This is a genomic window from Roseateles sp. AC306 (assembly GCF_979253795.1).
In genome coordinates this window covers 173,220-196,724 of sequence record NZ_CEEDEB010000001.1, presented here as the reverse complement: position 1 = coordinate 196,724, position 23,505 = coordinate 173,220, and the positions used below count along the sequence as shown (strand labels likewise).

Annotated in this window: 18 protein-coding genes; all 18 read right to left on the bottom strand. The window is 66.7% G+C overall.

All coding sequences use genetic code 11. From position 1 onward, the window contains the following. Window positions 1-35: 35 nt before the first annotated feature. Window positions 36-1,514 carry an oligosaccharide flippase family protein gene (locus tag AC0IZJ_RS00825; RefSeq protein ID WP_471845661.1) on the bottom strand — a complete coding sequence of 493 codons (1,479 nt, stop codon included), beginning with the start codon at window positions 1,512-1,514 and terminating at the stop codon, window positions 36-38. After that, complete coding sequence (locus AC0IZJ_RS00820; protein WP_471845659.1) at window positions 1,511-2,803, bottom strand: glycosyltransferase family protein; 1,293 nt, start codon at window positions 2,801-2,803, stop codon at window positions 1,511-1,513. Before AC0IZJ_RS00820 ends, AC0IZJ_RS00825 begins: the two co-directional genes overlap by 4 nt. After that, on the bottom strand, window positions 2,803-3,762 hold the full coding sequence (locus AC0IZJ_RS00815) for a polysaccharide deacetylase family protein (RefSeq protein WP_471845657.1): 960 nt from the start codon (window positions 3,760-3,762) through the stop codon (window positions 2,803-2,805). The genes AC0IZJ_RS00820 and AC0IZJ_RS00815 overlap by 1 nt, the downstream gene beginning before the upstream one ends. Next, window positions 3,759-5,075, bottom strand: coding sequence for a putative O-glycosylation ligase, exosortase A system-associated (locus tag AC0IZJ_RS00810; RefSeq protein ID WP_471845655.1), 1,317 nt, complete (start codon window positions 5,073-5,075; stop codon window positions 3,759-3,761). The genes AC0IZJ_RS00815 and AC0IZJ_RS00810 overlap by 4 nt, the downstream gene beginning before the upstream one ends. Continuing rightward, on the bottom strand, window positions 5,068-6,273 hold the full coding sequence (locus AC0IZJ_RS00805; protein ID WP_471845653.1) for a glycosyltransferase family 4 protein: 1,206 nt from the start codon (window positions 6,271-6,273) through the stop codon (window positions 5,068-5,070). The genes AC0IZJ_RS00810 and AC0IZJ_RS00805 overlap by 8 nt, the downstream gene beginning before the upstream one ends. Beyond that, window positions 6,270-7,550, bottom strand: coding sequence for a glycosyltransferase family 4 protein (locus AC0IZJ_RS00800; protein ID WP_471845651.1), 1,281 nt, complete (start codon window positions 7,548-7,550; stop codon window positions 6,270-6,272). Before AC0IZJ_RS00800 ends, AC0IZJ_RS00805 begins: the two co-directional genes overlap by 4 nt. Beyond that, the gene (locus AC0IZJ_RS00795) at window positions 7,550-8,866 is read right to left on the bottom strand and encodes a nucleotide sugar dehydrogenase (protein ID WP_471845649.1); all 1,317 of its coding nucleotides are present in this window, start codon (window positions 8,864-8,866) and stop codon (window positions 7,550-7,552) included. The genes AC0IZJ_RS00800 and AC0IZJ_RS00795 overlap by 1 nt, the downstream gene beginning before the upstream one ends. Window positions 8,867-9,046: 180 nt before the next feature. Continuing rightward, window positions 9,047-10,972 carry an XrtA/PEP-CTERM system amidotransferase gene (locus AC0IZJ_RS00790; protein WP_471845647.1) on the bottom strand — a complete coding sequence of 642 codons (1,926 nt, stop codon included), beginning with the start codon at window positions 10,970-10,972 and terminating at the stop codon, window positions 9,047-9,049. A 128-nt stretch (window positions 10,973-11,100) separates the two neighbouring features. Continuing rightward, window positions 11,101-12,240, bottom strand: coding sequence for a TIGR03088 family PEP-CTERM/XrtA system glycosyltransferase (locus AC0IZJ_RS00785; protein WP_471845645.1), 1,140 nt, complete (start codon window positions 12,238-12,240; stop codon window positions 11,101-11,103). A 4-nt stretch (window positions 12,241-12,244) separates the two neighbouring features. Continuing rightward, entirely contained in the window at window positions 12,245-13,525 is a 1,281-nt protein-coding gene (locus tag AC0IZJ_RS00780) for a nucleotide sugar dehydrogenase (protein WP_471845643.1), read from the bottom strand. Between the two features lie 44 nt (window positions 13,526-13,569). After that, entirely contained in the window at window positions 13,570-15,129 is a 1,560-nt protein-coding gene (gene xrtA / locus AC0IZJ_RS00775; RefSeq protein WP_471845641.1) for an exosortase A, read from the bottom strand. Beyond that, window positions 15,123-16,319: a TIGR03087 family PEP-CTERM/XrtA system glycosyltransferase gene (locus tag AC0IZJ_RS00770; RefSeq protein WP_471845639.1), complete on the bottom strand. Its 1,197-nt coding sequence runs from the start codon at window positions 16,317-16,319 to the stop codon at window positions 15,123-15,125. Before AC0IZJ_RS00770 ends, xrtA begins: the two co-directional genes overlap by 7 nt. Before the next feature lie 10 nt (window positions 16,320-16,329). Continuing rightward, window positions 16,330-17,379, bottom strand: coding sequence for a FemAB family XrtA/PEP-CTERM system-associated protein (locus tag AC0IZJ_RS00765; RefSeq protein ID WP_471845637.1), 1,050 nt, complete (start codon window positions 17,377-17,379; stop codon window positions 16,330-16,332). After that, a complete protein-coding gene (locus tag AC0IZJ_RS00760) occupies window positions 17,380-18,273 on the bottom strand; it encodes an XrtA system polysaccharide deacetylase (RefSeq protein WP_471845635.1) in 894 nt (297 codons plus the stop codon). A 16-nt stretch (window positions 18,274-18,289) separates the two neighbouring features. Beyond that, window positions 18,290-19,387 carry an XrtA/PEP-CTERM system-associated ATPase gene (locus AC0IZJ_RS00755; protein WP_471845633.1) on the bottom strand — a complete coding sequence of 366 codons (1,098 nt, stop codon included), beginning with the start codon at window positions 19,385-19,387 and terminating at the stop codon, window positions 18,290-18,292. A 26-nt stretch (window positions 19,388-19,413) separates the two neighbouring features. Then, entirely contained in the window at window positions 19,414-21,006 is a 1,593-nt protein-coding gene (locus AC0IZJ_RS00750) for a TIGR03016 family PEP-CTERM system-associated outer membrane protein (RefSeq protein ID WP_471845631.1), read from the bottom strand. After that, window positions 20,936-21,913 carry an XrtA-associated tyrosine autokinase gene (locus tag AC0IZJ_RS00745; protein ID WP_471845629.1) on the bottom strand — a complete coding sequence of 326 codons (978 nt, stop codon included), beginning with the start codon at window positions 21,911-21,913 and terminating at the stop codon, window positions 20,936-20,938. The genes AC0IZJ_RS00750 and AC0IZJ_RS00745 overlap by 71 nt, the downstream gene beginning before the upstream one ends. 1 nt (window position 21,914) lies before the next feature. Then, a complete protein-coding gene (locus tag AC0IZJ_RS00740; RefSeq protein ID WP_471845627.1) occupies window positions 21,915-23,501 on the bottom strand; it encodes an XrtA system polysaccharide chain length determinant in 1,587 nt (528 codons plus the stop codon). Between the last annotated feature and the right edge of the window lie 4 nt (window positions 23,502-23,505).

Here is a 23,505-nt window from a genome sequence, read left to right as displayed (position 1 = left end):
CAAGCTCCCATTTCATCGAATCAGCCTCCCCGGCATCATGACCCAGCATTGTCACGGCGCCTCAGGCGCCCCCCGGTGAGCCGAACGAATGCGGGGTCCGCCGCCATCGGATGCCGACAGACCACCAGGGCCAGCAACCAGCTGAGCATGCAGCACAGGATGGCCAGACCGAACAGCCAGCCCGAGACCGGCTGCGCGCGTCCCAGGCCACCCGCGACGGCAATCGCCAACGGCAGCAGCAGGGAGAGCACGGCCACACCAAGGCTGCGCGCGAGCCAGTCGCGCAGCAGCGCCCAGTCGCTGGGCAACAGCTTCTGCTTGACCCAATACAGCAGCGGCAATTGCGCCGCCGTGGCCAGCGCCAGCGCCACGGCGCAGGCCAGCGGGTCCCGCCACAAGAAGGCCGCCAGCACCACCAGCGCTGCCCGCGCGGGCTGGAACACCAGCTCGGCGCGAGCCACAAGGTCCAGACGTCCCATCGCAATGACCAGATTGCCGATCAGGCTGCCCAGCGCCGCCAGTGCACCGGCCAGGCAGAACACCGGCACCATGGGCGCGGCCGCGTCCCACTGCGGCCCGAACAGCAGGCGCAGGGTCTCGAGCGAGAACAGCGCCACGAAGCCGTAGAAGGGCCAGGCCACGACGGTCACGTGCGTGACGCTGATGGCGTACAGCGGCTCCATCGCCTGCTTCTCGCGCATGGCCTTGGCGTAGGCGGGATAGGCCACGTTGCGCACCGCAGCCATCAGGTCGCGATGGAACAGGTTCATCAGGCCCTGGGCGCGGCTCAGCATCGCCACCGGCGTGAAGCCCATCAGCTTGCCCACGGCCAGGTCGTTGATGTCCATGGACACCGACGTGACGATGCCCATGGCCGAACTCTGGGCGCCGAAGCGGAACAGCAGCCGCCAATGGGACAGCGACGGCAACAGCAGCCGGCGCTCGCCCTGGGCCACCCAGGCCGCCAGCCCCGTCACGGCGCTGACTGTCACCGTGCCGATCGCCAATCCGAGCGGCCCCCAGCCCAACCAGGACAGGCCCACGCTGACGACCGCGCCCACCGCCGTGGCCAGCATATTGACCACCGCCAGTTGCTTGAAGGCCATGCGCCGGCGCAGCAGTGCCAGTGACACGGTCGAGAACGGCAGCAGCAGGAAGTTCAGCGAGCAGATCCAAAGCAGCTCGCGCATGCGCGACTCACCGTAGAACTCGGCGATCCAGGGCGCCAGCAGCAACACACCGCCGCCCAGGGTCAGCCCCAGCGCCAGCGTGACGCCCAAGGCCGTGCGGATGCGGGCGTCGTCGAGTTCGGGCTCCTGGATCAGGTAGCTGGCGACGCCGAAGTCGCGCAGGACCTGCGCGATGCTCATGACCGCCAGGCTCACCGAATACACGCCGATCTCGGCCGGCGTGAGCAGGCGGGCAATCATCAGATTGCTGGCCAGCCCGAGGGCAATGAGGGCGTAGCGCTCGGCGAAGGAGAACAGCAGCGCGCCACGCACGCTGGTGCTCATTTCGCCGCTCCGGAACGATGCCCCTGGACGGCGGCGTCCAGCAAGCCAGCCAGACGCCGGCTGGTGGCCTCGCGCGTGTACTGGGCCAGCCTGTCGTGCCGAATGGGCGGGAACAGTGACGCGTCCAGGCCTGTCGAGCCCGCGTCCAGACAGCGCGCCAGCAGATCTGCCAGCGATGCCACATCGCCGGGGTCGAGGCGATGGCCACCACCGACCTCGTTGGAGAGCCTTGCGGTCTCGCTGTCGGCCCAGGCCGACGCCAGGATGGGCCGCCCGCTACCCAGGTATTCGAAATGCTTGCCTGCCAGGGCCGCCCTGCCCTGGTAGCCCTCGGGCAGCGGCAGGTACAGCACATCGGCCCGGGACATCAAGGACACGGCCTGCTGATGGGGCACCGGCCCGTGCTCCTCGACCCAGGGCTCGACGCCGAACTCGCGCGCGGCGCCCTTGGCAAAACCGGCCGCATCGATGCGCAGCCTGTGCAGGCCGGGGTGGCCCACGTCGCGCAGCCTGGCTATGGCGCTATAGAGGTCTTGCAGGCCATAGCCCGGGCGCCAGACGCCCGTGTAGGCGACGCGCAAGAAACCGTCGTCGATGCGCGGCGCCAGACCGGTGAAATCGCCGGGCTCGAAACCGTTGGGGATGACGTGCAGGTCGTCGCGGCCAAGCTGCTGACCAATCGTTCGGGCGAAGGTCTGGGTCGTGGTGATCAGGCTCGCCGCACCACGCGTCACCGCCAGCTGCAGCGCCGGATTGCGGGCGCGCTGTTCGGCCGTGATCTGCTCCCAGGCGTGGTCGCCACCTGGAATCCAGCAGTCCCGATAGTCCAGCAGATAGGGCACGCCGGTCCGTTCGGCCACAGCCTGTGCGGCCAGGAAACCCGACCACGGCCAGCCGCTGGCGTAGACCGCGTCGAATCCCTGTGAACGGTGCAAGGCCAGCGCGCGCTCGACCACCGGGGCCACCCAGCCGGCGACTTCGTCCGGCACCGTGGCCCGCTGTTGCAAGCGCCAGGCCAGGCCCTCGGCCACGCGGCGGCGCCAGCGCACGGGCAGCCACTGCGCAGCGGCGGCGGCGCGGCGGTGGCTCAGCAGGGGCAGGCGATCAACCTGAGTGCCCGGCCTGATTTCCGCCAGCAGCGCAGCATCGGCAGCCACATCCGGCTCGCCCGCAAGAACGAGGGGTTGCCAGCCAGATTCCGGCAGGCGGTTCGCGAACGACAGGCTGCGTCGCGTGCCCGAATTGACGATGGGCGGAAACAGGTAGGCGAGGAACAGGACCCGGCGCATCACGAGGCGAGATTGCGGGCCAGGCGCAGGCCAAAACTCATGCGGTTGCGGTCCCAGGGCGTGAAGCGCTTGACCTGGAAGGGATCGTCGCCCCGCCGGGACGCGCCCCACTGCGTGGACACGGCGCCGTCGAAACCCAGTTCGCGGACGATGCCGGGATGCACGGCGGGCAGGTAGTCGGTGCCCGGCTTGCCGTTGGGATAGGCGAACAGGCCGACGCGCTCATCAAGCAGGGTCTGCAGGGCGTTGCGGCTGCGCTCGATCTCGTCGGCCGCTGCCTGCGTGGACAGCGTGGCCAGGATCGGATGGCTGACCGTGTGGGCGCCGATCTGCATGCCCGCTGCCCGCAGCGCTCGCACCTGGGCGCTGCTCATCATCAGGTCGCCGGGCGCCACCACTTCGGCACGCGCCGCGATGGCGTCGACGCAGGCCACGCGCGGCTCAGGCGGCAGGTATTTGACGCGCTCGATGAGCTTGCCCAGCGCGGCCCGGCGCCCCGCCGTGTCGCCCAGCACGTGCTGGCCGAGGTCTTCGCCGCGCCCGTCCACCAGGCCGCGAAGGTCCAGCGTCGTCTGCTGGCTCAGGCGCACGGCCTCGATCAGCGTGTCGTTCCACATGCGGCCGCCGTCCAGGAAACCGGTGGCGACGAAGAAGCTGCATGGCAGCCCATGCTTTTGCAGCAGTGGCAGCGCCACGTCATGGTTGTCGGCATAGCCATCGTCGAAGCTCAGCGCCGCCGCGCGGGGGGGCAGCCGGCCCTCGTGCATTTGCTGGATGGCCTTGTCCAGCGGCAGCACGTTGAACCAGGCCTTGACCCAGCCCAGCAGTTCATCGAAGCGGGCGGCGTCGACCTCGTCGGGGAAGAGCGGGTCGGGCTCACGCAGCACGCGGTGGAAGATCAGCACGGTCAGGCGCGCGCGCGCGCCGGCCGGGGACAGCAGGCTGAAGAAGGGTTTCATGGCAGAGGGACGGGCTTCTTCTTGGCGAAGCGCTTCTTCAGATAGTCGGGCCAATAGATGACGGGCTCTTCCTTCTCGGTCAGCCATTGCTTGCGGTCCAGCCAGCGCTTGCCCATGACGGCCAGGATCATGAGGTTGTAGGGCAGGTCCCAGTAGCTGAGGCTGAGGAAGGCCCCGCCGACGGCATAGCCAGCCAGGCTCACCTGCAGCATGCCGCCCAGATCGGACAGCCACTGCGTCTGCGGTTGCGCGCGGCCCTTCTGGCGCAGGTGCCCGGCCGTGAACCAGCACATGGTGAACAGCGTCAGGAACAGGATGAGTCCCAGGAAGCCCTGCTCGCCGAGCACCATGAAGTAGATGCTGTGGGCGGCATGCGGGTCATTGGGGTCGGGCGCGTAGACCGCGAAGATGGTGCCGGTCCAGATGTAGAAGCCGCCGCCGAAGAAGTTGGACTTGGCCAGGTTCCAGGCCATCCACCAGGCGTTGATGCGGCCCAGTGCCGAGGTGTCCTGCTCGTAGCTCTTGATGGTGTTCATGCGCTCCCACCATTCGGCAGGCATCACCGACAGCAGTGCAGCGCCGACGACCAGCATGACGATGGCGCCACCCAACTTGTTCTTGCCACGCCACCACAGCACCAAAGCCATCGCCGCGATGGCCAGCAAGGCGCCACGCGAATGGCTGCCCAGCGCCGACATGGCCATCAGCACCATGCAGACCATCATCGTGGTCTTGGCCCACTTGGCCTGCATCTGCAGCTGCAGGAAGCGCATCAGCGGGATGACGATGACGACCGCCAGTGCGATCTCGTTGTTGCCTTCGATGTAGGTGTTCTCCGGCCCCCAGACCTTGTAGCTGCCGCCTGTCAACACGGTGAACGCGCCACCCTTGACCCCGAAGAAGCCGATGGAGATGACCAGCACCCACACCAGCAGCATCGCGTGGCGCTTGGTGTGCAGCAGAACGAGAGCGACGAGGATCATCAGGTCGATCTTCATGACCCGCTTCCAGAGCTCGAACGAGTCGTCGAAGAGCATGGAGAACGGCAAGGTCATGCACATCCACACCATGAAAAGCATCAGCGTGATGTTCTCGCGGTTCGTCGAGTAGTCGCGACGGTCCTTGGTGATGAACAGGCCGAGCAAGGTCGCGCCGCCGATCGCTGCGGCGAAGGGCATGGTGCGAAGGTTCCAGGTCAGCTGGTGCGGGTTCATGATGCTGAGCCAGGTCCAGCACAGGATGCCTATCCACGGCCGCTTGAAGGACTGCAGGAAGCACCAGCCGATGACGATCAGCAGAGCGAGGTCACGCATGGCGGCCGGCCTCCCGGATGGCGCTGAACAGGCCCAGCTGGCCATCCGTCGTCGCCTGCCAGCTGAAACCTTCGGCGTAGCGGCGCGTGGCGGCACGGTCGACATCGGCGGCCAGCAAGGCCTCGATGCCGGCCGCAAAGCCGGCGCCCGTACGCTCGTCCACCAGCCGCCCCGCCTCGGGCGCGGCAACGACTTCGGGCGTGCCCCAGATGTCCGTCGCGACGACGGGCGTGCCGCAGGCCATGGACTCCAGCAGCACATTGGCCCAGCCTTCACGGCTGGAGCACAGCAGCAGCACGTCGGCGGCGCTGTACCACTTCAGCAGTTCGGTGTTGGGCAGGGAACCGGTCAGGCGCACCTTGTCGGCCACACCCAGGCGGGCGGACAGCGCCGTCAGCGCCGCCCTCTCCTCGCCTTCACCGATGACGACCAGACGGGCGCCGGGCCGCTTCTTGGCAAGCTCGGCCAGCGCCTCGATGGCGACGTGATGTCCCTTGCGCTCGATCAGATGGCCCACCGACAGCAGCAAAGGGTCGCCAGCCACGCCGAGTTCGGCGCGCATGGCGGCTTGCGGCAGCGGGTGGAAGCGCTCCAGGTCCACGCCGTTGCGCAGCGTGTGCAGCCTGGCCGGGTCGTGGCCCCAGCCGCGCAGCACATCCATTAGCGCGGCACAGACGCCGATGGAGCCGGCGGCGCGTCGGGCGGCCCACTCGATCATGCGTCTGGGCAGGGTGTGCTGCGGGATCAGGTTGAGGTCGGTGCCACGCGCGGTGATGGTCAGCGGCTTGTTGAACCACTTGGCCAGCAGCGCCGCGGCAACGCCATCGGGGTAGTAGTAGTGGGCGTCGATGAGGTCGAAATCGAAGCCTTCGTCGATGAGCTGCTGCACGGCCGCGCGGGCACCCAGAGCGAGAGTCAGCGGCGCCGAGGTCATGCCGATCTTGGGCAACAGCAGATAACGCGGGTGCTGCACGTCGATGCCATTGCGCTGCTCTCGTGCCGGCGTCGCGGCAAACTTGGCGTAGTCGCCCCAGCGCGGGTTGCTCGACGGAAACCAGGGCACGGGCGCGATGACGCGGGATTCGACATGGCCGCTCTTCAGCAACTCGCGCAGCCGCGTTTCGACAAAGATGCCATGGGTCGGGCGGACGCTGCTCGGGAACAGCGTCGAGAAGGTCAGGACGCGCAGTGCACTCATCGCGCCGCCTTCACCGCTTCGATCAGGATGCGGCCGAACACGTCGGCCGCCACGCGGTGGCCGAAGCGGTCTTCCACCAGTTCACGCGCGGCACGCGACAGCTTCAGGCGCAGCGCGCCATCGGCGATGAGTCTGAGCGTCGCGTCGGCGAGCGCCTCGGCGCCGTCGGCGCGCAGAAAATGCGTGCCGTGGTCCACGTCCAGGCCTTCGATGCCGATGGTGGTCGACACGACCGGCAGGCCCATGGCCATGGCCTCGAAGGCCTTGATGCGCGTGCCACCGCCAACGCGCAGCGGGATGACGAAGGCCTGGGCGTCGCGTGCATGGTCGCGCACGTCATCGACGAAACCGGTGAAGGTGACGCCCGGCAGGTCGCGCTGGGTCAGCGACACCGGCGGGTTCTTGCCGACGACGCGCAACTGGGCGTTGGGCTGCTTGGCGCGCACCCGCGGCCAGACCTCGTCGATGTAGAAGCGGATGCCGTCGACATTGGCCTCCCAGTCCATGGAGCCGGTGAAGACGACCGTAGGGCTGCCGTCGGCGGGCGCCTGCCAGGAGAAGAAGTCGAGGTCGACGCCGGTGGGGATGGCGCGCGCGGTGGTCAGGCCATCTGCGGCAAACTTCTTCGCGTCGCGCTCGGACACGGCGACGACGCGCGTGAAGCGGGCCAGCGCCTCGCGCTCGAAGCGGCGCATCTTGGCCGCCTGCGAGGCCCACAGCCAGCGCAGCGGTGCGCTCGCGGCGGTCTTGGCGTGACGCTCGAAGATCTCGGCCTCGACGTTGTGCGTGAAGCAGACCGTTGCGCCTTGCAGGTTCGCGGGCCGTAGCACGGCAGCATGAACGAAGTCGAAGACGACGACGTCGAAGCGCTCGTCGGCCAGCAGCTTCTCGACCGCCTCGACGGCGGCCGGCGTGCGGTCGGCCGCCACGTTGATCGGCAACGCCGACAGCAGGTCGGGCGCTCGCTGCCAGCGCGGGCGCGGCGCGCTCGGCGCCCAGCCGGCGAAGCGATCGCATTGGCGGTCCAGTTCACCCTGCCATTCGCGCCGCTGCTCGCCCGTGGCCGGGGACAGCAGCGTGATGTCGAACTGGCCGCTCTCCTTCAGGCCCCGCAGGATGTTGCCCGTGCGGATCTTGCCCCCCGCATCGGCCGGGAACAGGAAGACGGGCGAGATGAACGCGACCTTGAGGGGCGCGCGCTGGGCCGCTCCCGAGCCGCCCGCGCCCCCTCGGGGGGCAGCCTGGCGCGCAGCGTCAGGCGTGGGGGCCGAGTTCATCACCAGCAAATGCCCTCGTACTGCGCAAAACCGGCGTCACGAAGGTCGGCATAACCATTCAAGTCCACGACACGCGCGCCCTTGGCCAACGCGATGATGCGCTGGCGCGTTTCGGCGTCCGCGTGGCCGACGACGACGATCTCCGCGCGCGCCAAGGCGGCATCGGGCGTCTCATGCAGCAGCTTGTCGAGGTGGGGAATCTCGCGGTCGATGTATTCCTTGTTCTTGCCGAGCAGGCGGGCAATCTTGACGAACTTGTCGTAGATGGCGAGCTCGAATCCCTTGCCGAGCAGCTTCTCGGCCAGCACGACCAGCGGAGAGTCGCGCAGGTCGTCGGTACCCGGCTTGAAGGCCAGGCCGAACAGCGCCACCGGCTTGCGGCCGGCGGCGGCGATCAGTTCGTAGGCGCGGCCGATGTGGGCGTCATTGCTGTCCAGCAGCGCGCCCAGCACGGGAATGTCGACGCCGCGCTCGCGAGCGATGGTCAGGAAGCCTTTGACCTCCTTGGGCAGGCAGGAGCCGCCGAAGGCGAAGCCGGGGCGCAGATAGGCCTTGGAGATGTTGAGCTGGGTGTCGCGGCAGAACAGTTCCAGCACGTCGCGCGAGTCCAGGCCCGTTTCCTTCAGCACCGCGCCAGCCTCGTTGGCAAAGACGATCTTCAGTGCATGGAAGACATTGCAGAGGTATTTGACCGACTCGGCCACACCCACGTCGGCGGCGACAAAGTTGCCGGGCACGCCGGCGTATAGGCGCTTCATGACCTCGACACCGGCCTCGTCCAGGCTGCCGACGATGGTCTGCGGCGGGCTGTGGAAGTCCGACACCGATGAGCCCTCGCGCAGAAACTCGGGATTGAAGACCAGCGACAGCCGATCGCCGATCTTGCGGCCGGCGGCCTTTTCCAGCAGCGGCGCGATGCGCTCGCGCGTGGTGCCGGGCGCCACGGTGCTGCGGATGACCAGCGTGTGCTGGCCGTCCTTCCTGGCGATCTCGGCGCCGATCTGAGCAACCACCGCATCCAGCGCGGTCAGATCGGGCATGTAGTTAGGGAGCGAAGGCGTGGCGACCGAGATCAGCGAGATCTCCGTGCCGGCCACGGCGGCGGCGACGTCGCGCGTCGCGGTCAGCTTGCCGGCCTTGACGGCCGCGCCGATCAACTCCTCGATGCCTTCTTCCACAACGGGCGACTGGCCCGACGCGATCAGCTCGACCTTGAGCGGGTTGATGTCCACGCCAATGACTTCATGGCCAAGTTCGGGCAGGCAGGCGCATGACACCGCGCCGACGTAGCCGAGACCGAAAACCGAAACCTTCATTGCTTATCCCTTGTGATTCTGAAGCTATGGGCGGACCTGGCGCGTTCGAGCAGACCGCTGCGGCGCTGCCAATCAAGGCGCAAAGCACAGCCGTAGTTCAGGCTACGGCGAGCATTTGCAACGCAGAGTGGCGGCGTTGCGGCGGGATGAGCGAGCGTGCGGGGTTCGTTCATAGCTTCTCTAGGCTGCGGCCCGGGCGGGCGCGGCGGCGGTACCCAGGCCTGCGTTGCGCAGGAAGGCGTCGAACATCAGCAGCACCCACAGCGGCTGGGCATGGTCCATCACGCCGCGCTCATGCTGGTCCAGAAGGCGGGCAATGGTGTTGGGGTTGAACCAGCCGGTCTGGGCCAGCGCGCCCTGCTGCAGCGCCTGGCGCGTCTGCTCGCGCAGCGGCCCGCGCAGCCAGCGCGCCAGCGGCACGGCAAAGCCCATCTTGGGTCGGTAGAGCACATCGTTCGGCAGCATGGGTTCCAGCGCCTTCTTGAAGATGTACTTGCCCTCCTGCCCGCGCAGCTTCAGGTCGGAGGGCAACGTCGCCACCCATTCGACGAGTTGGTGGTCCATCAGCGGCTCGCGCACTTCCAGGCTGTGGGCCATGCTGGCGCGGTCGACCTTGGTGTTGATGTCGCCGGGCAGGTAGGTGTGGATGTCCAGGTACTGGATCAGCGCGAGCGGGTCGTCGGTGCCGGCGCGCTGGGCGTGGTGATGGAAGACCTCGCTGGCATGCCAGCCCTGCAGCTCGCGCTTGAAGCTGTCGCTGAACAGTTCGTTGCGCATCGGGTCGCGCACCAGGCCCATGGTGTTGAAGTAAGCGTCGACCGAGTTGCGGGCGATGGCCTGGAAGGTGGTCTTGGCGCGGAAGACGCGCGGCGCCCAGTCGGCCTTGGGATAGAGCTTGGCCAGCGGGCCGAACACACCCTTGCGCAGCGCCAGCGGGAAGGCGCTGCGCATGCGCTCTTCCATCATGTGCATCTTGTAGCGGCGGTAGCCACCCAGGCTCTCGTCACCACCGTCGCCGCTCAGCGCCACGGTCACGTGCTTGCGGGCCAGTTCGCAGACGCGGTAGGTTGGGATGGCCGACGAGTCCGCGTAGGGCTCGTCGTAGAGGTGGGCCAGCAGGTCGACGAGGCCGAAGTCGTCGCTGTTGACGACCTCGACGCGGTGGTTGGTGCGGTAGCGGTCCGCCACCTGCTGCGCGAACGCGGTCTCGTTGAATTTGGGGTCGTCGAAGCCGATGGAGCAGGTGTTGACCGGCTGGTCGTCCAGCCCGGCCATGGCCGCGACGACGGCGCTGGAATCGACACCGCCCGACAGGAAGGCGCCCAGCGGCACCTCGGCCTTCATGCGCAGCTTGACCGACTCGGAAAGGCGCCGGCGCAGTTCCTCGGCGGCTTCTTCCTCGCCGATCTTGGCGTCGAGCGTGAACTTGACGTCCCAATAGCGCTGCGGCGTGCCCAGCGCCTGGCCGCGCTTGACGAGCAGGCGGTGGCCGGGGGCGAGCTTCTGGGCGTGGCGGTAGATGGTCCAGGGGTCGGGCACATAGCCCAGCGCGAAATAAGCCTCGACGGCCCGCGGATCGATCTCCTGGCGCAGGCCGCCGTGGGCCATCAGGCTCTTCAGCTCGGAGCCGAACAACAGCCAGCCGTCCTCCGTCAGCGCGTAGTGCAGCGGCTTCACGCCCAGGCGGTCGCGGGCCATGAACAGGCAGTCGCGCTTGCGGTCGTGGATCATGAAGGCGAACATGCCGCGCAGGTGATGCACACAGTCCTCGCCCCAGTGCTCCCAGGCGCGCACGATGGCTTCGGAATCGCTCTTGGTGCGGAACACATAGCCGTGGCCGCGCAGCTCGTCCATCAGCTCCAGGTAGTTGTAGACCTCGCCGTTGAAGACCAGGGCCACCGACTTGTCGTCATTGAAGATGGGCTGCTGGCCGGTCGCGATGTCGATGACCGACAGGCGCCGATGGCCGAAGCCGACGCCGGGCTCGATGTGCAGGTCGCCTTCATCCGGGCCGCGGTGGTGCTGGGACTCGTTCATCCGGTGCAGGCGCGCGCGCTCCGGCAGACGCTGGCCGCGGGTGTCGAACAATCCGGTGATGCCGCACATGGGTTGGGACCTGGTTCAGCCAATCGAGTGGAAATGCCGCGCCGTGTCAGCGCGGGTAAAGGCGGATTCTTACCGAGCTTGGCGACGGCGCCCGGCTGACGCGCCTCCGCGCGTGATCTCGCGCACGTCTATCCCCCTGTCCGGGGGAGGTGACCGGCATAAAGCCGGGCGTAAGCGTCGACCATGCCGTCCAGGCTGAACTCGGCCCGCGCCCGCGCCAGCGAGGCCTCGGCCAGCCGTTCGCGCAGGGCGGGCTCGCAGACGAGGCGAGCCAGCGCAGCCCCAAGCGCTGCGCTGTCCTGGGCCGGCGTGAGCAGGCCATTGACGCCCTCCTCCACCAGCTCAGGGTTGCCGCCGACGTCCGTCGCCACCGGCGCGCAGCCGCAGGCCATGGCCTCGAGCAGCGTGTTGCTGATGCCCTCCGCTTGCGAGGGCAGCGCGAAGACGTCGAACTGCGGCAGCAACTCGGCCACGTCGCTGCGGTCCCCGGGGAGCCAGGCCTGCTCAAGCGCGCTGGCTGCGGCCAGGCGCTCACGCGCCGCTTCCAGCAACGGGCCACCGCCCAGCATGACGAGGCGCAGCCGCGGCCAGTCGACAGGACAGAGTTCACGCAGCCGCAGGAACGCCTCGACGAGGTTGAGCGGGTCTTTCACCGCCTGCATGCGGCCGACGGCGCCGATGACGAGATGCTCGCCACGGCGATAAGGCCAGGTCTGCGGCACCGTTGTGTCCGGCGCGAAACGCTGGGTGTCCACGCCGTTGCAGATGCGCTGCACGCGCGACTGCGCAAAGCCCACCGGGCCGGTCAGATAAGTCTCGATGGCCTTGGACAGCGCAACGAAGCGGTGCGTGCCCGCGCCGTAGACACGGCGGAGGCGCTGGTTGCTGCGGCTGACGCCGCCGAGGTCGTTGGTATCCCAGCCATGCTCGCTGTGCACGCGCAGCGGCACGGCGGCCGCCCAGGCGGGCCACTGGAACTCCATCGCGCCGAGGTTGCGGGTGTGCAAGACGGCCGGGCGCAGTTCCCGCAGCAGGCGGTAGACGCGCGGATACAGCCACAAGCCCTGCCCCGGCGGCTTGTTCAAGGCGATGAATTGCGTGCCCGGTGCCTGCACCCGCTCCTTGAACGCGGTGATCTCGGTCACCGCCACCACTGCGTGCCGGAAGGCGGGCAGGTGGTTGATGAGGTTGACGACGCCGTTCTCCAGCCCGCCGGTGTCGAAGCGGTGCAGCAGGTGGACGACCAGCGGCCGCGCGTCGCTGCTCACGAGATCAGAGACGCCAGAGGCGGAAGCCCGCGTCGACAAGCGCCTTGGCATCGAAGGCCGCCTTCACGTCGATGAAGGCGCCGCCCTTGACGAGCTTTTTGCCGATATCGGCGGCGCTGAGCTCGGCGTACTCGCGGTGCGACACGGCGGCCACGATGGCATCCGCCTGCGGCAGGTCGTCAAAAGGCATCAGGCGCACGCCGTACTCGTGCATGGCCTCATCGGCCTCGGCCTGGGCGTCGGTCACGAAGATCTCGACGCCGTAGGTCTTCAGCTCGTTGATGATGTCGATGACCTTGGAGTTGCGCAGGTCGCCGCAGTTCTCCTTGAAGGTCAGGCCGAGTACGTTGATGCGCGCGCCCTTGACCGGGCTGCCGCTGGCGATCATCTGCTTGATGGTCTGCTCAGCAATGAACTTGCCCATGCCGTCGTTGATGCGGCGACCCGCCAGGATGACCTGCGGGTGATAGCCGAGCATGTCGGCCTTGTGGGTCAGGTAGTAGGGGTCGACGCCGATGCAGTGGCCGCCGACCAGGCCCGGCTTGAACTTCAGGAAGTTCCACTTCGTGCCGGCGGCTTCGAGCACCTCGGAGGTGTCGATGCCGAGCTTGTCGAAGATGATGGACAGCTCGTTCATCAGCGCGATGTTGAGGTCGCGCTGGGTGTTCTCGATGACCTTGGCGGCCTCCGCGGCCTTGATGCTGGAGGCGCGGTGCACGCCCGGCTCGACGATCATTTCGTAGACCTGGGCGACCTTGGCGAGCGTCTCGGGGGTGTCGCCGGAAACGATCTTCAGGATCTTGGTGAGCGTGTGTTCCTTGTCGCCCGGGTTGATGCGCTCGGGGCTGTAGCCGACGAAGAAATCTTGCTTCCACTTCAGGCCCGACTCACGCTCCAGCACGGGGATGCAGACCTCCTCGGTCGCACCCGGATAGACGGTGCTCTCGTAGACGACGATGGCGCCCTGCTTCATGTTGCGGCCGACGCTGATGGAGGAGCCGATCAGCGGGCGGAAGTCGGGGATGTGGGCCTCGTCGACCGGCGTGGGCACAGCGACGATGATGACGTCGGCCTCGGCCAGCAGCGCCGGGTCATCGGTGTAGACGGCATATTTGGCAGCCTGCACTTCCTCGTCCGTCAGCTCCCGGCTCGGATCGGTGCCGCGCTGGCAGGCCTCGACCTTGTTCTTGGCGATGTCAAAGCCGATGGTGCGGACTTGCTTGCCGAACTCCACCACCAGGGGCAGGCCCACGTAACCGAGGCCGATGACTGCGAGCGTGTTCATGGATAGGTTCTCGTTGCTGTGGTTTTCTTGAGGGCGCGTGATTGTCACTGCTTGCGTCCGGCGTCACGGTCGCGGACAGCGCGCAAAGCGGTGTCCAGCGTGGACCAGTTCCGGCTCAGGAACGCCTTCAGCTGTGCGTCGTCCGCCTGGGCCTTGTCGACGTAGACCAGCACGACGGCCGCATCGTCGCCCCGCCCCAGCAGGTTCAGCCCGGCTCCGTAGAGCTTGGCCTGCCAATCGCTGATGAAAGGCCGCCCGTTGATCCAGTAGATCTGCCAGACGCGCAGCCGCGGCGCCTCTTCGCCGCCGCCGAGGCTCAGAGCCCGGCCACGCAGGTCGGCGGTGCGCCAGGGCAGCGCGCCGGCCGGGGTGTGTAGCTGGATCTGGCCGAACGCCGTCGGCGACCAAGCCTTGTCGGTCTCTTCGTCGACGAGCTGGTTGATAGAGGTGACGAGCTGGCTGCCATAGCGCTGGGCACGGTAGTAGCCGACGTAGACGCCGATCGCTGGGCCGCCAGCCTCGGGCTTGTAGCGGCCATGCAGCACAGCCGCAGGGTTCTCGAAGTGCGGTCGCCAGCTGGCCATAGGTTCGTCCTGCCACGTCCAACCCGGTAGCACCGGCGCCGTCAGTTGCGGCTCGCCGTGGGCGCCTGAATGCTGGGCCTGGGAGCGCAGCAGCATTGGCACGACCAGCACCAGCGTGGTGACGAGCAGCGCGCCTGACCAGCGCATGGTCGACGCGCTCTGCTGCGACACGCCGCCGGGTGCCGCTTCGAGTTCTGCGTCGGGCTCGGACCAGCGTGCACCGATCATGAACATGGCCAGCATGATGATGCCGAAGAAGACCCAGCCGTAGATGATGTGGTCCACCCCGACCGCGAGCGTGTTGCCTGACAGATGGCCCAGCATGACGATCATGTAGGCCCGCAGCCAATTGGCTATCAGCGGCGTGATGATCGCGACGCCAACGAAGGCCCATCGCTTGCGATAGGAGCGGTAGTTCAGATACGCGAACAGCGTGCCGACCATGAGCGATGCCATCAGGTAGCGGATGCCGCTGCAGGCCTGCACGACCGACCAGGAACCCGTCGGGATGATGAACTGCGTGCCCTCACGGAACACCGGGATACCGGTGGCACGCAGCGCGACGACAGTGAAGTCCGCCGTGCGGTCGATCAGCCACGGCGTCATGAAGTCGCCAAACGGCACCGCGAAGAACAGGAAGCCGAGCGGGAAGGCAATGCGGCGTGCGACTTCGGTGCCCAGCAAGGCCGGCACCAGGAGGACAAACATGCCCACCAGCGCGAACTGCGTTGCCGAATTGGCCGCCGCCAGGTCGCCCAGCAGCCACAGCAGCCCCAGCAGCGGCATCAGCCACAGCCAGCGCAGCGCGGGGCGCGGCGCCACGACCGCGAGGTCGGCCCGCAGCCGCCAGACCAGCCAGGCCGAGATGGGCGGCACCACCCAGGCATGGGCGAAGGTCTCCGAGCGGTTCCAGATGACCACCATGGCCGCGCCGGTGTCGTAGTACAGCGCAGCGAGCAGCGCCCAGGCCAGGGCCAGGCCGAGCAGCGGCAACCGCCAGGGCGGGGGCAGGTTCAGCATGCCGTCTCCAGATGATGATCAAGGGCGCTCAGGTGAGCATCCCAGCTGTACGCGCCGACAACAAACTCGCGCGCGCTGCGGCCGGCAGCGTCGGCCGCAGCGCGGTCTGCCAGCAGTGCACCGAGGCGCGCCTGATAGGCCGCAACGTCATCGGCAGGCTGCAGACCGGGCTGGGCATCGGGCGTGATGGCGCGCACGCAGCTGCCCGCGGCGACGACCGGCCGGGCCATGGCCATGGCTTCCAGTACCTTGTTCTGGATGCCGCGCGCCAGCCGCAGCGGCGCGACGACGGCGGCCGCGTGTTGCAGATAGGGCCGCACATCCGGCACCGTGCCGGTCACGTTGACAGCCTCGCCCGCCAGCGCGAGCACGGCCGGCGATGGACTGCGGCCGACGATGTGGAAACGCAGCGCCGGAAAGCGCTTGCGCAGCGCCGGCAGCATGTCGGCCACGAACCAGGCCACCGCATCCACATTGGGCCAGTAGTCCATCGCGCCGGTGAAGACCAGCGGCAGTTCGCCGGCCGCGAACGGGCTGCCGCGGGCCGGGTCGGGCACGAAGAATTCGGCGTCCACACCGTTGCCCAGGGCGGCGAGATTGAAGGCAGGGCCGGGGCTGAGTTCGCGGAACAGCGCCACCTCGTTCTCTGTCACGAAGAAGCTGCACTGCGCCTCTCGCGCGACGCGCTGCTCGAAGCTCAGCAGCTTGTTGAACTCGCGCCGGTACAGCCACGACATGGGCCAGGCATGCTCGGGCGCGTAGTCGCGCCATTTCGCCGAGTCCACGTCGACGAAATCCACCAGCGTCTTCACGTTCTGCAGGCCGCCCGTGTACTGCGCCATCACGCCGCTGAAGACAACGACGGCATCGAAGCCGACCCGCGCGGCCGTCTCGTTCACCCAGGACTGGAGGCCGGTATCGCGGTAGTAGGGCAGGCTCAGCGCCTCGCCGCTCAGCAGGCCGCGCAGGCTCAGCAGCTTGGCGGTGCGCGGGTTCAGGCGGGCTGCGTGCAGGCTGGTGCAGAGCTCGCGCACACGCGGCAGGTGCTGTTCGTCGTCTGGGTCGTCGACGAAGGTACCCAGATGAACCTCGTGCCGCGCCGCCAGATGCCTGAGCAGGTGGTAGGAGCGCACCTTGTCGCCCTTGTTGGGCGGGTAAGGCAGGCGATGGACGAGGTAGAGGATCTTCAACTGACCCGCCTCAGCCGAGGTTCTTGACGATGAAAGGCCCAAGCCAGTTCGCAACGCCGATGGGCAGCTTGCGCCAGGCCTTGATCATCAGCTGGTACTTCGGGTTGTTCGGGTTGTTCTGGGGAATCGCGTCGCGCTTGAAGAGACGGTATTCGTAGCTCAGCGGCTGCGGCTCGAAGCCCCAGTTCTTCTTGAAGGCATAGGGGCCGGTGCCCTGCTTGCTGCGACCGTAGTCGAAGACCTTGAGGCCGCGCGCGCAAGCACGGCGCATCAGCTCCCAATACTTGAAATCGTTCGCGGCGAGGTCGCGGGCCGCCTCGTCGTCGCCGGCGTAATAGGGCAGCACCTCATCGCGGAAGTAGAAGCTCAGCACGGTGGACAGTGGCTTGCCGTCGGAGGCCGTGACGGTCAGCACCTCGGTGTCCGCGCCGAATTCATCCAGCAACGCCTGGAAGTACTTCTTCGGCATGGCCGGCGTACCGTGGCGGTGCACGTTGTCGGCGTAGAGGTCGAAGAAGCGGTCGACGTTGGCGTCGATGTCGGCCTTCAACTCGTTCTTGATGCCCTTGCGCACCATGGCCCGCTGTTTGCGCGGGATGGCCAGCATGTTGGCTTCTTCGTCCGCCAGGATCTCCTTGCGGAAGGTGACGTAGAGGTCTTGCCGCGGCCAGTCGGCGTGGCGGGTGGGGCCGAGGTTGCGGTATTCGAGGTGTTCGGCGCCCTGCCCCCTGGCGATCTTCTCGGCCTCGGCTTCAAGGGCGGTCGCCGCCTCGTCGTTCAGCGCAGCGACACCACCATAGACGGCGAACGGCAGGCTGGCGACCGAGTGGCCGAAAAGACGGCTCTTGACCTCGGCCAGCGGCAGCACGCCCTCGATGACGCCATCACGCTCGGCGTAGAGGAAGAAGCCCTTGTGGCCGAAGCATCGCTCGATGACGCGCAGCCAGCCGCTGCGGTGGAAGAACGTGGCTTGGGGATGGGCGAGAACAAAGGCATCCCAGCGCGCGGACAAGGCTTGGTCTTGCGCGGCCAGCCGCGCAATGCGGAGAGATGAACTCATTCAGGCGGGGCTCAGCGAGGGCGCCGCAGCGCGCGGGCTGGCCTGACGGCCGAGAAAGATCTCGTCCATCCGGCCCCAGCGGAAGTCTTCCAGCAGGCGCGCGATGCGGCCGTGAGTGCGCGGGATGTTGACGTAGTGACGGAAGCGCGTCTTGGCGTCGATGCCGGCCACGCGGGGTTGTTCCGGGTCGATCTCCCACGGGTGGAAGTAGAAGACCGCCGGCTCGCCGTCTACCTCGTTGACGCGGCGGATCATCCAGCGCGACAGCGCATAAGGCAGCAGCCGAAAGTAGCCACCGCCGCTGCTGGGCAGGTTGCGCGAGCCGAGGCGCAGCGTCGTCACCGGGACTTCCAGCAGGCCCTCACGCACCGGGTAGGCGAAGCGCGGCGAGTCGGGCATGCCGTAGTGATCGTGGGCGATGGGATAGACGCTGCTGGAGTACCGGTAGCCGGCGTCCCGCAGCACGTCGAAGGCCCAGAGGTTGCCCTTGCCGATGGAGAAGCTCGGCGCGCGGTAACCCACGACGGGCACGCCGCCGAGGTCTTCCAGCAGCTTCTTGGCGCTGGCAACGTCTTCCTGAAAGGCGGTTGGACTGAGGTCACTGGCGCGCTCGTGGCCATAGCCATGGCTGGCCAGTTCGTGGCCACCGGCAACGATTGATTTGACGAGCTGCGGGTAGCGCTCGGCGATCCAGCCCAGCGTGAAGAAGGTGGCCCTGACCTGCTTGTCGGCCAGCAGCGCCAGGATGCTGTCGATGTTGCGCTCGACGCGGCATTCCAGGCCGTTCCAGTCTTCCCGACGGATGTAAGGCGCAAAAGCAGAGACCTGGAAGTAGTCCTCCACGTCGATGCTCATGGCATTGCGCAGGGCGGGGGTCTTGGTGGGCATCAGCATGGCAATCTCACTCGATTCAATGCTGCTTGACGGCGTCGACCAGCTTCTGCAGCAGGGCCAGCGTCTGCAGGTTGATGCGCTCCAGACGCATCATGCTGCGCTCCAGCCGCTGCAGGCGGTCGGTATGGTGGTCGGCATTGAGCGCGGCGATCTCGGAGGACAGGCCATTGACGTCGGCCGCGCTCAACTTCAGGCGCGAGATGTCCAGTGAGCCAGGCGCACTGTCCAGCGCAGCGGGCCGGCTGTCCGACAGCCTTGCGGGCGTGCTGTCCAGCGGGCTGACGTCGCTGTTGCGCGGGATCTCGCTCTCCTCGGCGATGTCCTTGAGCACGTCCTTCACGTCAGCCAGTGTCAGGTGGCTGCGGCCCTGCATGAAGCCCAGCAGCAGCAGGCGGTCGCAGAGCCGATTGATGCGGCGCGGGATGCCATTGCTGGCCTTGTGGATGGCCGGAAAAGCCTCGTGATCGAAGGTCGGCTTGCCGGTCGAGCCCGCGCACTTCAGGCGGTGCTCCATGTAGCGCTGGGTCTCGTCCTCGTCCAGCGGGCCGATGTGGCAGGTGGCGGCGACGCGCTGGCGGAACTGCTCCATCTCGGGCTTCTGCAGGATGCTGCGGAACTCGGGCTGGCCGACCAGGAAGGTCTGCAGCAGCGACTGGTTGGCGAACTGGAAGTTGGACAGCATCCGCAGTTCCTCCACCGCGCGAGCGGTCAGGTTCTGCGCTTCGTCGACGATGAGCAGACAGCGCTTGCCCTGGGTGACCTGATTGACGAAGAAAGCCTCCAACGTCATCAGCAGTTCGGACTTGGGTGCGTCCTTGACGCGCACACCAAAGGCCGCGCCGACCATGCGCAACGTGTCCTCGGCATCGAGCTGGGTCGTCACGACATTGCCGATGACGACATTGCTGCGGTTGAGGCTGTCCAGCAGGCCACGCAGCAGCGTCGTCTTGCCGGCGCCGATCTCGCCGGTGATGACGATGAAACCATCGTTGCGCAGCACGCCGTAGTCCAGGTACGCCTTGGCACGGCGATGCTGTTTGCTGCCGAAGTAGAAGTTCGGATCCGGGCTGAGCTGGAACGGCTTGCTGCTCAGGCCGTAGAAGGCTTCGTACATGTCAGTGGAACCAGGAGCGTTTCATGTCAGAACTGTTGGGTCAGGCTGGCGTAGACCGCATTCTCGGTGTACGACGTGACACCTTCGAAGCGGCTGCGGCGCGCACCGAGTTGTGCGCTCAACCTCGAGCCCAGACGTGCATTCCAGTTGGCAAACAGGCTGCTCAGATGCGTCGATTGGCTGGCCGCGTCTCCCTGCGTCTCCTGACGTGATATGACCAGGGAAAGGCCCGAAGACGGCGTCAGCTGGTAGCTGGCGGACAGCGAAAAGGAGCGCTGCTCGACTTGGGAACTACTGGCGAGGTCGCCCTGGTTCTGGTTGTCGCCCAGGCGGCTGGAGACCGAGCGCAGGAGCTGCGCCGAAAGGCTGCTGCGCAGGCCTTGAAGCGTCACGCCCAACTGCTGGCTGCGCAACCGGCTGGGGCCGGTCGACAGGAAACCACCGGCCAATATGGCGTCGGGCGACAGGCCTTGCGACTGCAGATAGGCCCGCACGAGGACGTCGCGCTTGACCCGGTCTGGCTCCTGCAACTCGAACAACAGGAAGAACAGGTCGTAGTTGCTACGCACTCCACCCGCCGCGCCGGTGTTGCCAAGCACCGTGTTCTGCGTATCGGAGTAGCGCCAGACCGAGCGGGCCATGCGGTGCTCGAAGGACAGCGCGTGGCTGTCGCCGTAGGCATGGTGCTGCCAGTCGGCCATGATGCGTGTCCGCATCGTCGGCGTCCATTCCGCCGTGGCACCGCTGGTCGCACCGTTGCTCGCACTGTTGCCGAGATAGTTCGAGCGCTCCCTGCCGGCACTCACCGTGAAGACCCAATCAGGATCGGGCCGATAGTTCAGGCCGGCCCGCAAAGAGCTGTAGCGGTTGGCCGGCGCCGAAACAGATTTGATCTGCTGGGTGCTGGCTTGCAACCACCAGCCCAGCAGACCGGCGTTCGCCTGATTGATGCGCAGCGAACCACCGCTGCCGCGACTGTCACCCAGGCTGCTGCCGCGCACATCGGTTCGCGTGAAGTCGCCACGCAGATCGTAGGTCGCCAGCCCTCCCACCATGCCGCGCAGCGAGGGCGCGATGGACAGCATCGCGGTCTCGTGCTGGTTGACATTGGCAAGGCTGGATATCGAGCCCTGCGGACCGGCGGTGGGCGTGCTTTGCAGGCCAAACGCGGAAGCGCTTTGCTGACCGATGCTGGCTCGCATGTCGACGAACAAGCTTCGCTCGATCAGTTCGGCCTGTGCGTTGGCCGTCAGCGCGTTTTGCACCTGCGATGCCTGAGCGGACTTGAAATACGCGATGCCGTTCAGCGAATAGTCCAGACTGCCCCGCAGTCGGCCACTATTGCTGGAGATGGTCACGCCGGGCGACACCATCGTGATCAGCGCCGCATCCTTGTTCTGATCATCCAGCGACAGATTGTCAGTCCAGGTCTGCATCACGCTCAGGCGCGACACCACGGCCAGCCCGCCGCCAGTTGCACGTCCTCCGTCCTGCTGGGCCTGTGCGAGCGCCGCCAAGGCGGCGAGTGCAAATGCGAGGTAGCGGGGCTCAGCTCTGCGCCGAGTCATTGCTGCCATATCCGTAGCCGTAGCCGTATCCGTAGCCGTATCCGTAGCCATAGCCATAACCGCCGGCAGCGTTGGGGCTGGCCTGGTTGAGCAGCATCATCTTCACCGGGCAGTTCTCGATGGCGGCCAGGGCCTGCTGCACCGCGCTCTGCGGTGTCTTCTCAGCATGGACCACGATGATGATCTGACCCATGTGCGACGCGAGTACGCGCGATTCGGTCGTCAACAACAGCGGTGGCGAGTCGAAGATGATGATCCGGTCCGGATACCGCTTGGCCATGTTGTCCAGCATGTGGCTCATCGCATCGCTGGCCAGCAGTTCGGTCGCGCGCGCATGGGGCGTACCGCTCGGCAGGATGGTCAGCTTCTCGACGTTGGTGCGCAGCAGCACCTCGGACATGTCGACCCGCTCCTCCAGCACGTCCAGGAGGCCCGGGCCCTGCGGCAGGCCAAGCATGCGCAGCACCGAGGGGCGTGCCACGTCGGCGTCAACCAGCATGACGGTGTTGTCCAGCTCTGCGGCGATGCTAAGCGCCAAATTGATCGACGTGAAGCTCTTGCCCTCTCCTGCGAGCGCACTGGTCACCATCAGCAGATTGGCATGGTTGATCGTCGCCGCGCCCTTGCCCATGGCGTTCTTGATCAGCGGCCGCTTGATGACGCGGTATTGGTCGCCGGTCTGCGAGCGCGGTGTATGCGGCATCAGGAAGCCCTGGGCCGCGAGCGCCACCACATCGAGTTCAACGCGCTTGGACGAGGGGTGATGTCCCTCGTCAACCACCGAAATACCGACCGGCGGTGATGAGAGTTGCGCCTCGGTTGTTGCAACAGCAGCGGGTGCCGCGACCGCCGAGGGCGGCGGTGCAGCGGGCGTGGCCTGCTCATCTCCAGGTAGCACGACGCCGGCCTGTCGCAATTGCTCTAGCCGCTGGGCGGCCTGTTCGATCAAGCTCGTCATGTCAAACCACCTGCCGACTCAATTGCACGGCCAAGACCGTCAAGGCAACGGCAAACATCACCAGCAGCCCCCCTGCCCCTGCGGAGAAGCGGATCAGATCGACGCGCAGACGCGCACGGTCGGCATCGGGAACAAGCCGGGTCACGACGCCCAGGATGGGCAACTCGACGCGGGCACGCAAATCATTGGCGTCATGGAAGACCGGGCGCAACTGGCTGGCCGCAAAGGTTGTGAACACGCCGACACCCAGCGCCGCTGCCATCGCGCCGGCCAGCAATAGCAGGCGATTCGGTGCGACCGGCTTTGGATTGGCACGCGGAGGGTCGATCACGCGGAAGTCCGCCACGCCAGAGGCCACGTCCAACTCGCCTGAGATCGAGGCCTGTTCGCGCCGTTGCACGAGGTCTTCGTAGTTCTTCTTGTGGATCGCGTAGTCGCGATTCAATTGCGCCTGCTCAGCCTCGATCTGCGGCGCGGTTTTCAATGCCGCCAGGGCGTTGGCATAACGGCTGGAGTATTCATCCACCCGGGCGCGAAGCGACGCCACCTGCACTTCGGTCGTCGCAACGATACGCACCAACTCCTGAGAGGCCGGACTGCCCGTGCTCTGCGCCGCCGCCACCGTCGGCACGTTCATGGCGGCCTTGCGCAACTCGGCGATTTCACGCTTGCGCTGCTCCTCGAGATCCTTGATGAGCTTGCGTGTCGAGATGATGTCGGGATGCTGATCGGTAAAACGCTGCAGAAGGCTGTCGAGGTTTCGGCGGTATTCGGCTAGGCGGGCGTCCAGTTCAGGTGTGCTGACGTTGGCGTTGGCCTCCTGCATCAGGCTCTGGGCCGTTGTCTGTGCACCGCCGCGCGTCTTCTCGGCTTCCAACTGTGCCTTGGCCGCGTCGCGCGCATTGATGGCTTCGCGATACTCCAGCCGGGCCCGCTCGAGCTGAGCACCAACCTCGGAGATGTGGCCGGCCGAGTCCTTGCCCTCGCCTGCCAAGGAGATGTTCTTCAGCCGGAATTCCTTGAGCCGAGTTTCGGCCTCTTCGAGCTTGGCCTCGTAGTTCTTGATCTGCTCATTGATGAAGGTCGTTGCCGTAGATGTGTCCTTGCGGGTCGCGCCCAGACTCGACTCCACGAAGATTGAGACCAATGACTGCACCACGCGCTTGGCCGTCTCCGGATCGCTGTCGCGATAACCCAGGATGTAAAGGTTGTCGCGGCCGCTGCTCTGGATGGACAGGCTGGTGGTCACCGTTTCGATCGTGGCTTCCTGTTGAGCCTTGGACTGACTCTTGAGGTCCAAGTCAGCCATGCGCACCAGCTTCTCCACGTTGGGACGACTGATCAGCGTCCGACTCAGCATGGACACCTGCTGATCAACATTGGGTTGCACCGCCAAGCCCGCCATCAAAGGCTTCAAAATGGACTGCGTGTCCACATAGATGCGCGCGCTCGCCTCATAACGGTCCGGCAGCACGAATACCACCACGGCACCCACCACGCCGGCCACCCAGGCCACGACGAGCCCGACCCAGCGGTATTTCCACATGCGCCGGACGATGACCAGCAGCTGAGCAATCAGCAATTCCATCGAA

Excerpts from the sequence above, each read along its gene's own strand:
- AC0IZJ_RS00815 (WP_471845657.1), bottom strand. The coding sequence starts at position 3,762 with ATGAAACCCTTCTTCAGCCTGCTGTCCCCGGCCGGCGCGCGCGCGCGC.
- AC0IZJ_RS00800 (WP_471845651.1), bottom strand. The coding sequence starts at position 7,550 with ATGAACTCGGCCCCCACGCCTGACGCTGCGCGCCAGGCTGCCCCCCGA.
- AC0IZJ_RS00810 (WP_471845655.1), bottom strand. The coding sequence starts at position 5,075 with ATGCGTGACCTCGCTCTGCTGATCGTCATCGGCTGGTGCTTCCTGCAG.
- AC0IZJ_RS00790 (WP_471845647.1), bottom strand. The coding sequence starts at position 10,972 with ATGTGCGGCATCACCGGATTGTTCGACACCCGCGGCCAGCGTCTGCCG.
- AC0IZJ_RS00745 (WP_471845629.1), bottom strand. The coding sequence starts at position 21,913 with ATGACGAGCTTGATCGAACAGGCCGCCCAGCGGCTAGAGCAATTGCGA.
- AC0IZJ_RS00805 (WP_471845653.1), bottom strand. The coding sequence starts at position 6,273 with ATGAGTGCACTGCGCGTCCTGACCTTCTCGACGCTGTTCCCGAGCAGC.
- AC0IZJ_RS00825 (WP_471845661.1), bottom strand. The coding sequence starts at position 1,514 with ATGAGCACCAGCGTGCGTGGCGCGCTGCTGTTCTCCTTCGCCGAGCGC.
- AC0IZJ_RS00750 (WP_471845631.1), bottom strand. The coding sequence starts at position 21,006 with ATGGCTACGGATACGGCTACGGATACGGCTACGGCTACGGATATGGCA.
- AC0IZJ_RS00760 (WP_471845635.1), bottom strand. The coding sequence starts at position 18,273 with ATGCTGATGCCCACCAAGACCCCCGCCCTGCGCAATGCCATGAGCATC.
- xrtA (WP_471845641.1), bottom strand. The coding sequence starts at position 15,129 with ATGCTGAACCTGCCCCCGCCCTGGCGGTTGCCGCTGCTCGGCCTGGCC.
- AC0IZJ_RS00820 (WP_471845659.1), bottom strand. The coding sequence starts at position 2,803 with ATGCGCCGGGTCCTGTTCCTCGCCTACCTGTTTCCGCCCATCGTCAAT.
- AC0IZJ_RS00795 (WP_471845649.1), bottom strand. The coding sequence starts at position 8,866 with ATGAAGGTTTCGGTTTTCGGTCTCGGCTACGTCGGCGCGGTGTCATGC.
- AC0IZJ_RS00780 (WP_471845643.1), bottom strand. The coding sequence starts at position 13,525 with ATGAACACGCTCGCAGTCATCGGCCTCGGTTACGTGGGCCTGCCCCTG.
- AC0IZJ_RS00765 (WP_471845637.1), bottom strand. The coding sequence starts at position 17,379 with ATGAGTTCATCTCTCCGCATTGCGCGGCTGGCCGCGCAAGACCAAGCC.
- AC0IZJ_RS00755 (WP_471845633.1), bottom strand. The coding sequence starts at position 19,387 with ATGTACGAAGCCTTCTACGGCCTGAGCAGCAAGCCGTTCCAGCTCAGC.
- AC0IZJ_RS00740 (WP_471845627.1), bottom strand. The coding sequence starts at position 23,501 with ATGGAATTGCTGATTGCTCAGCTGCTGGTCATCGTCCGGCGCATGTGG.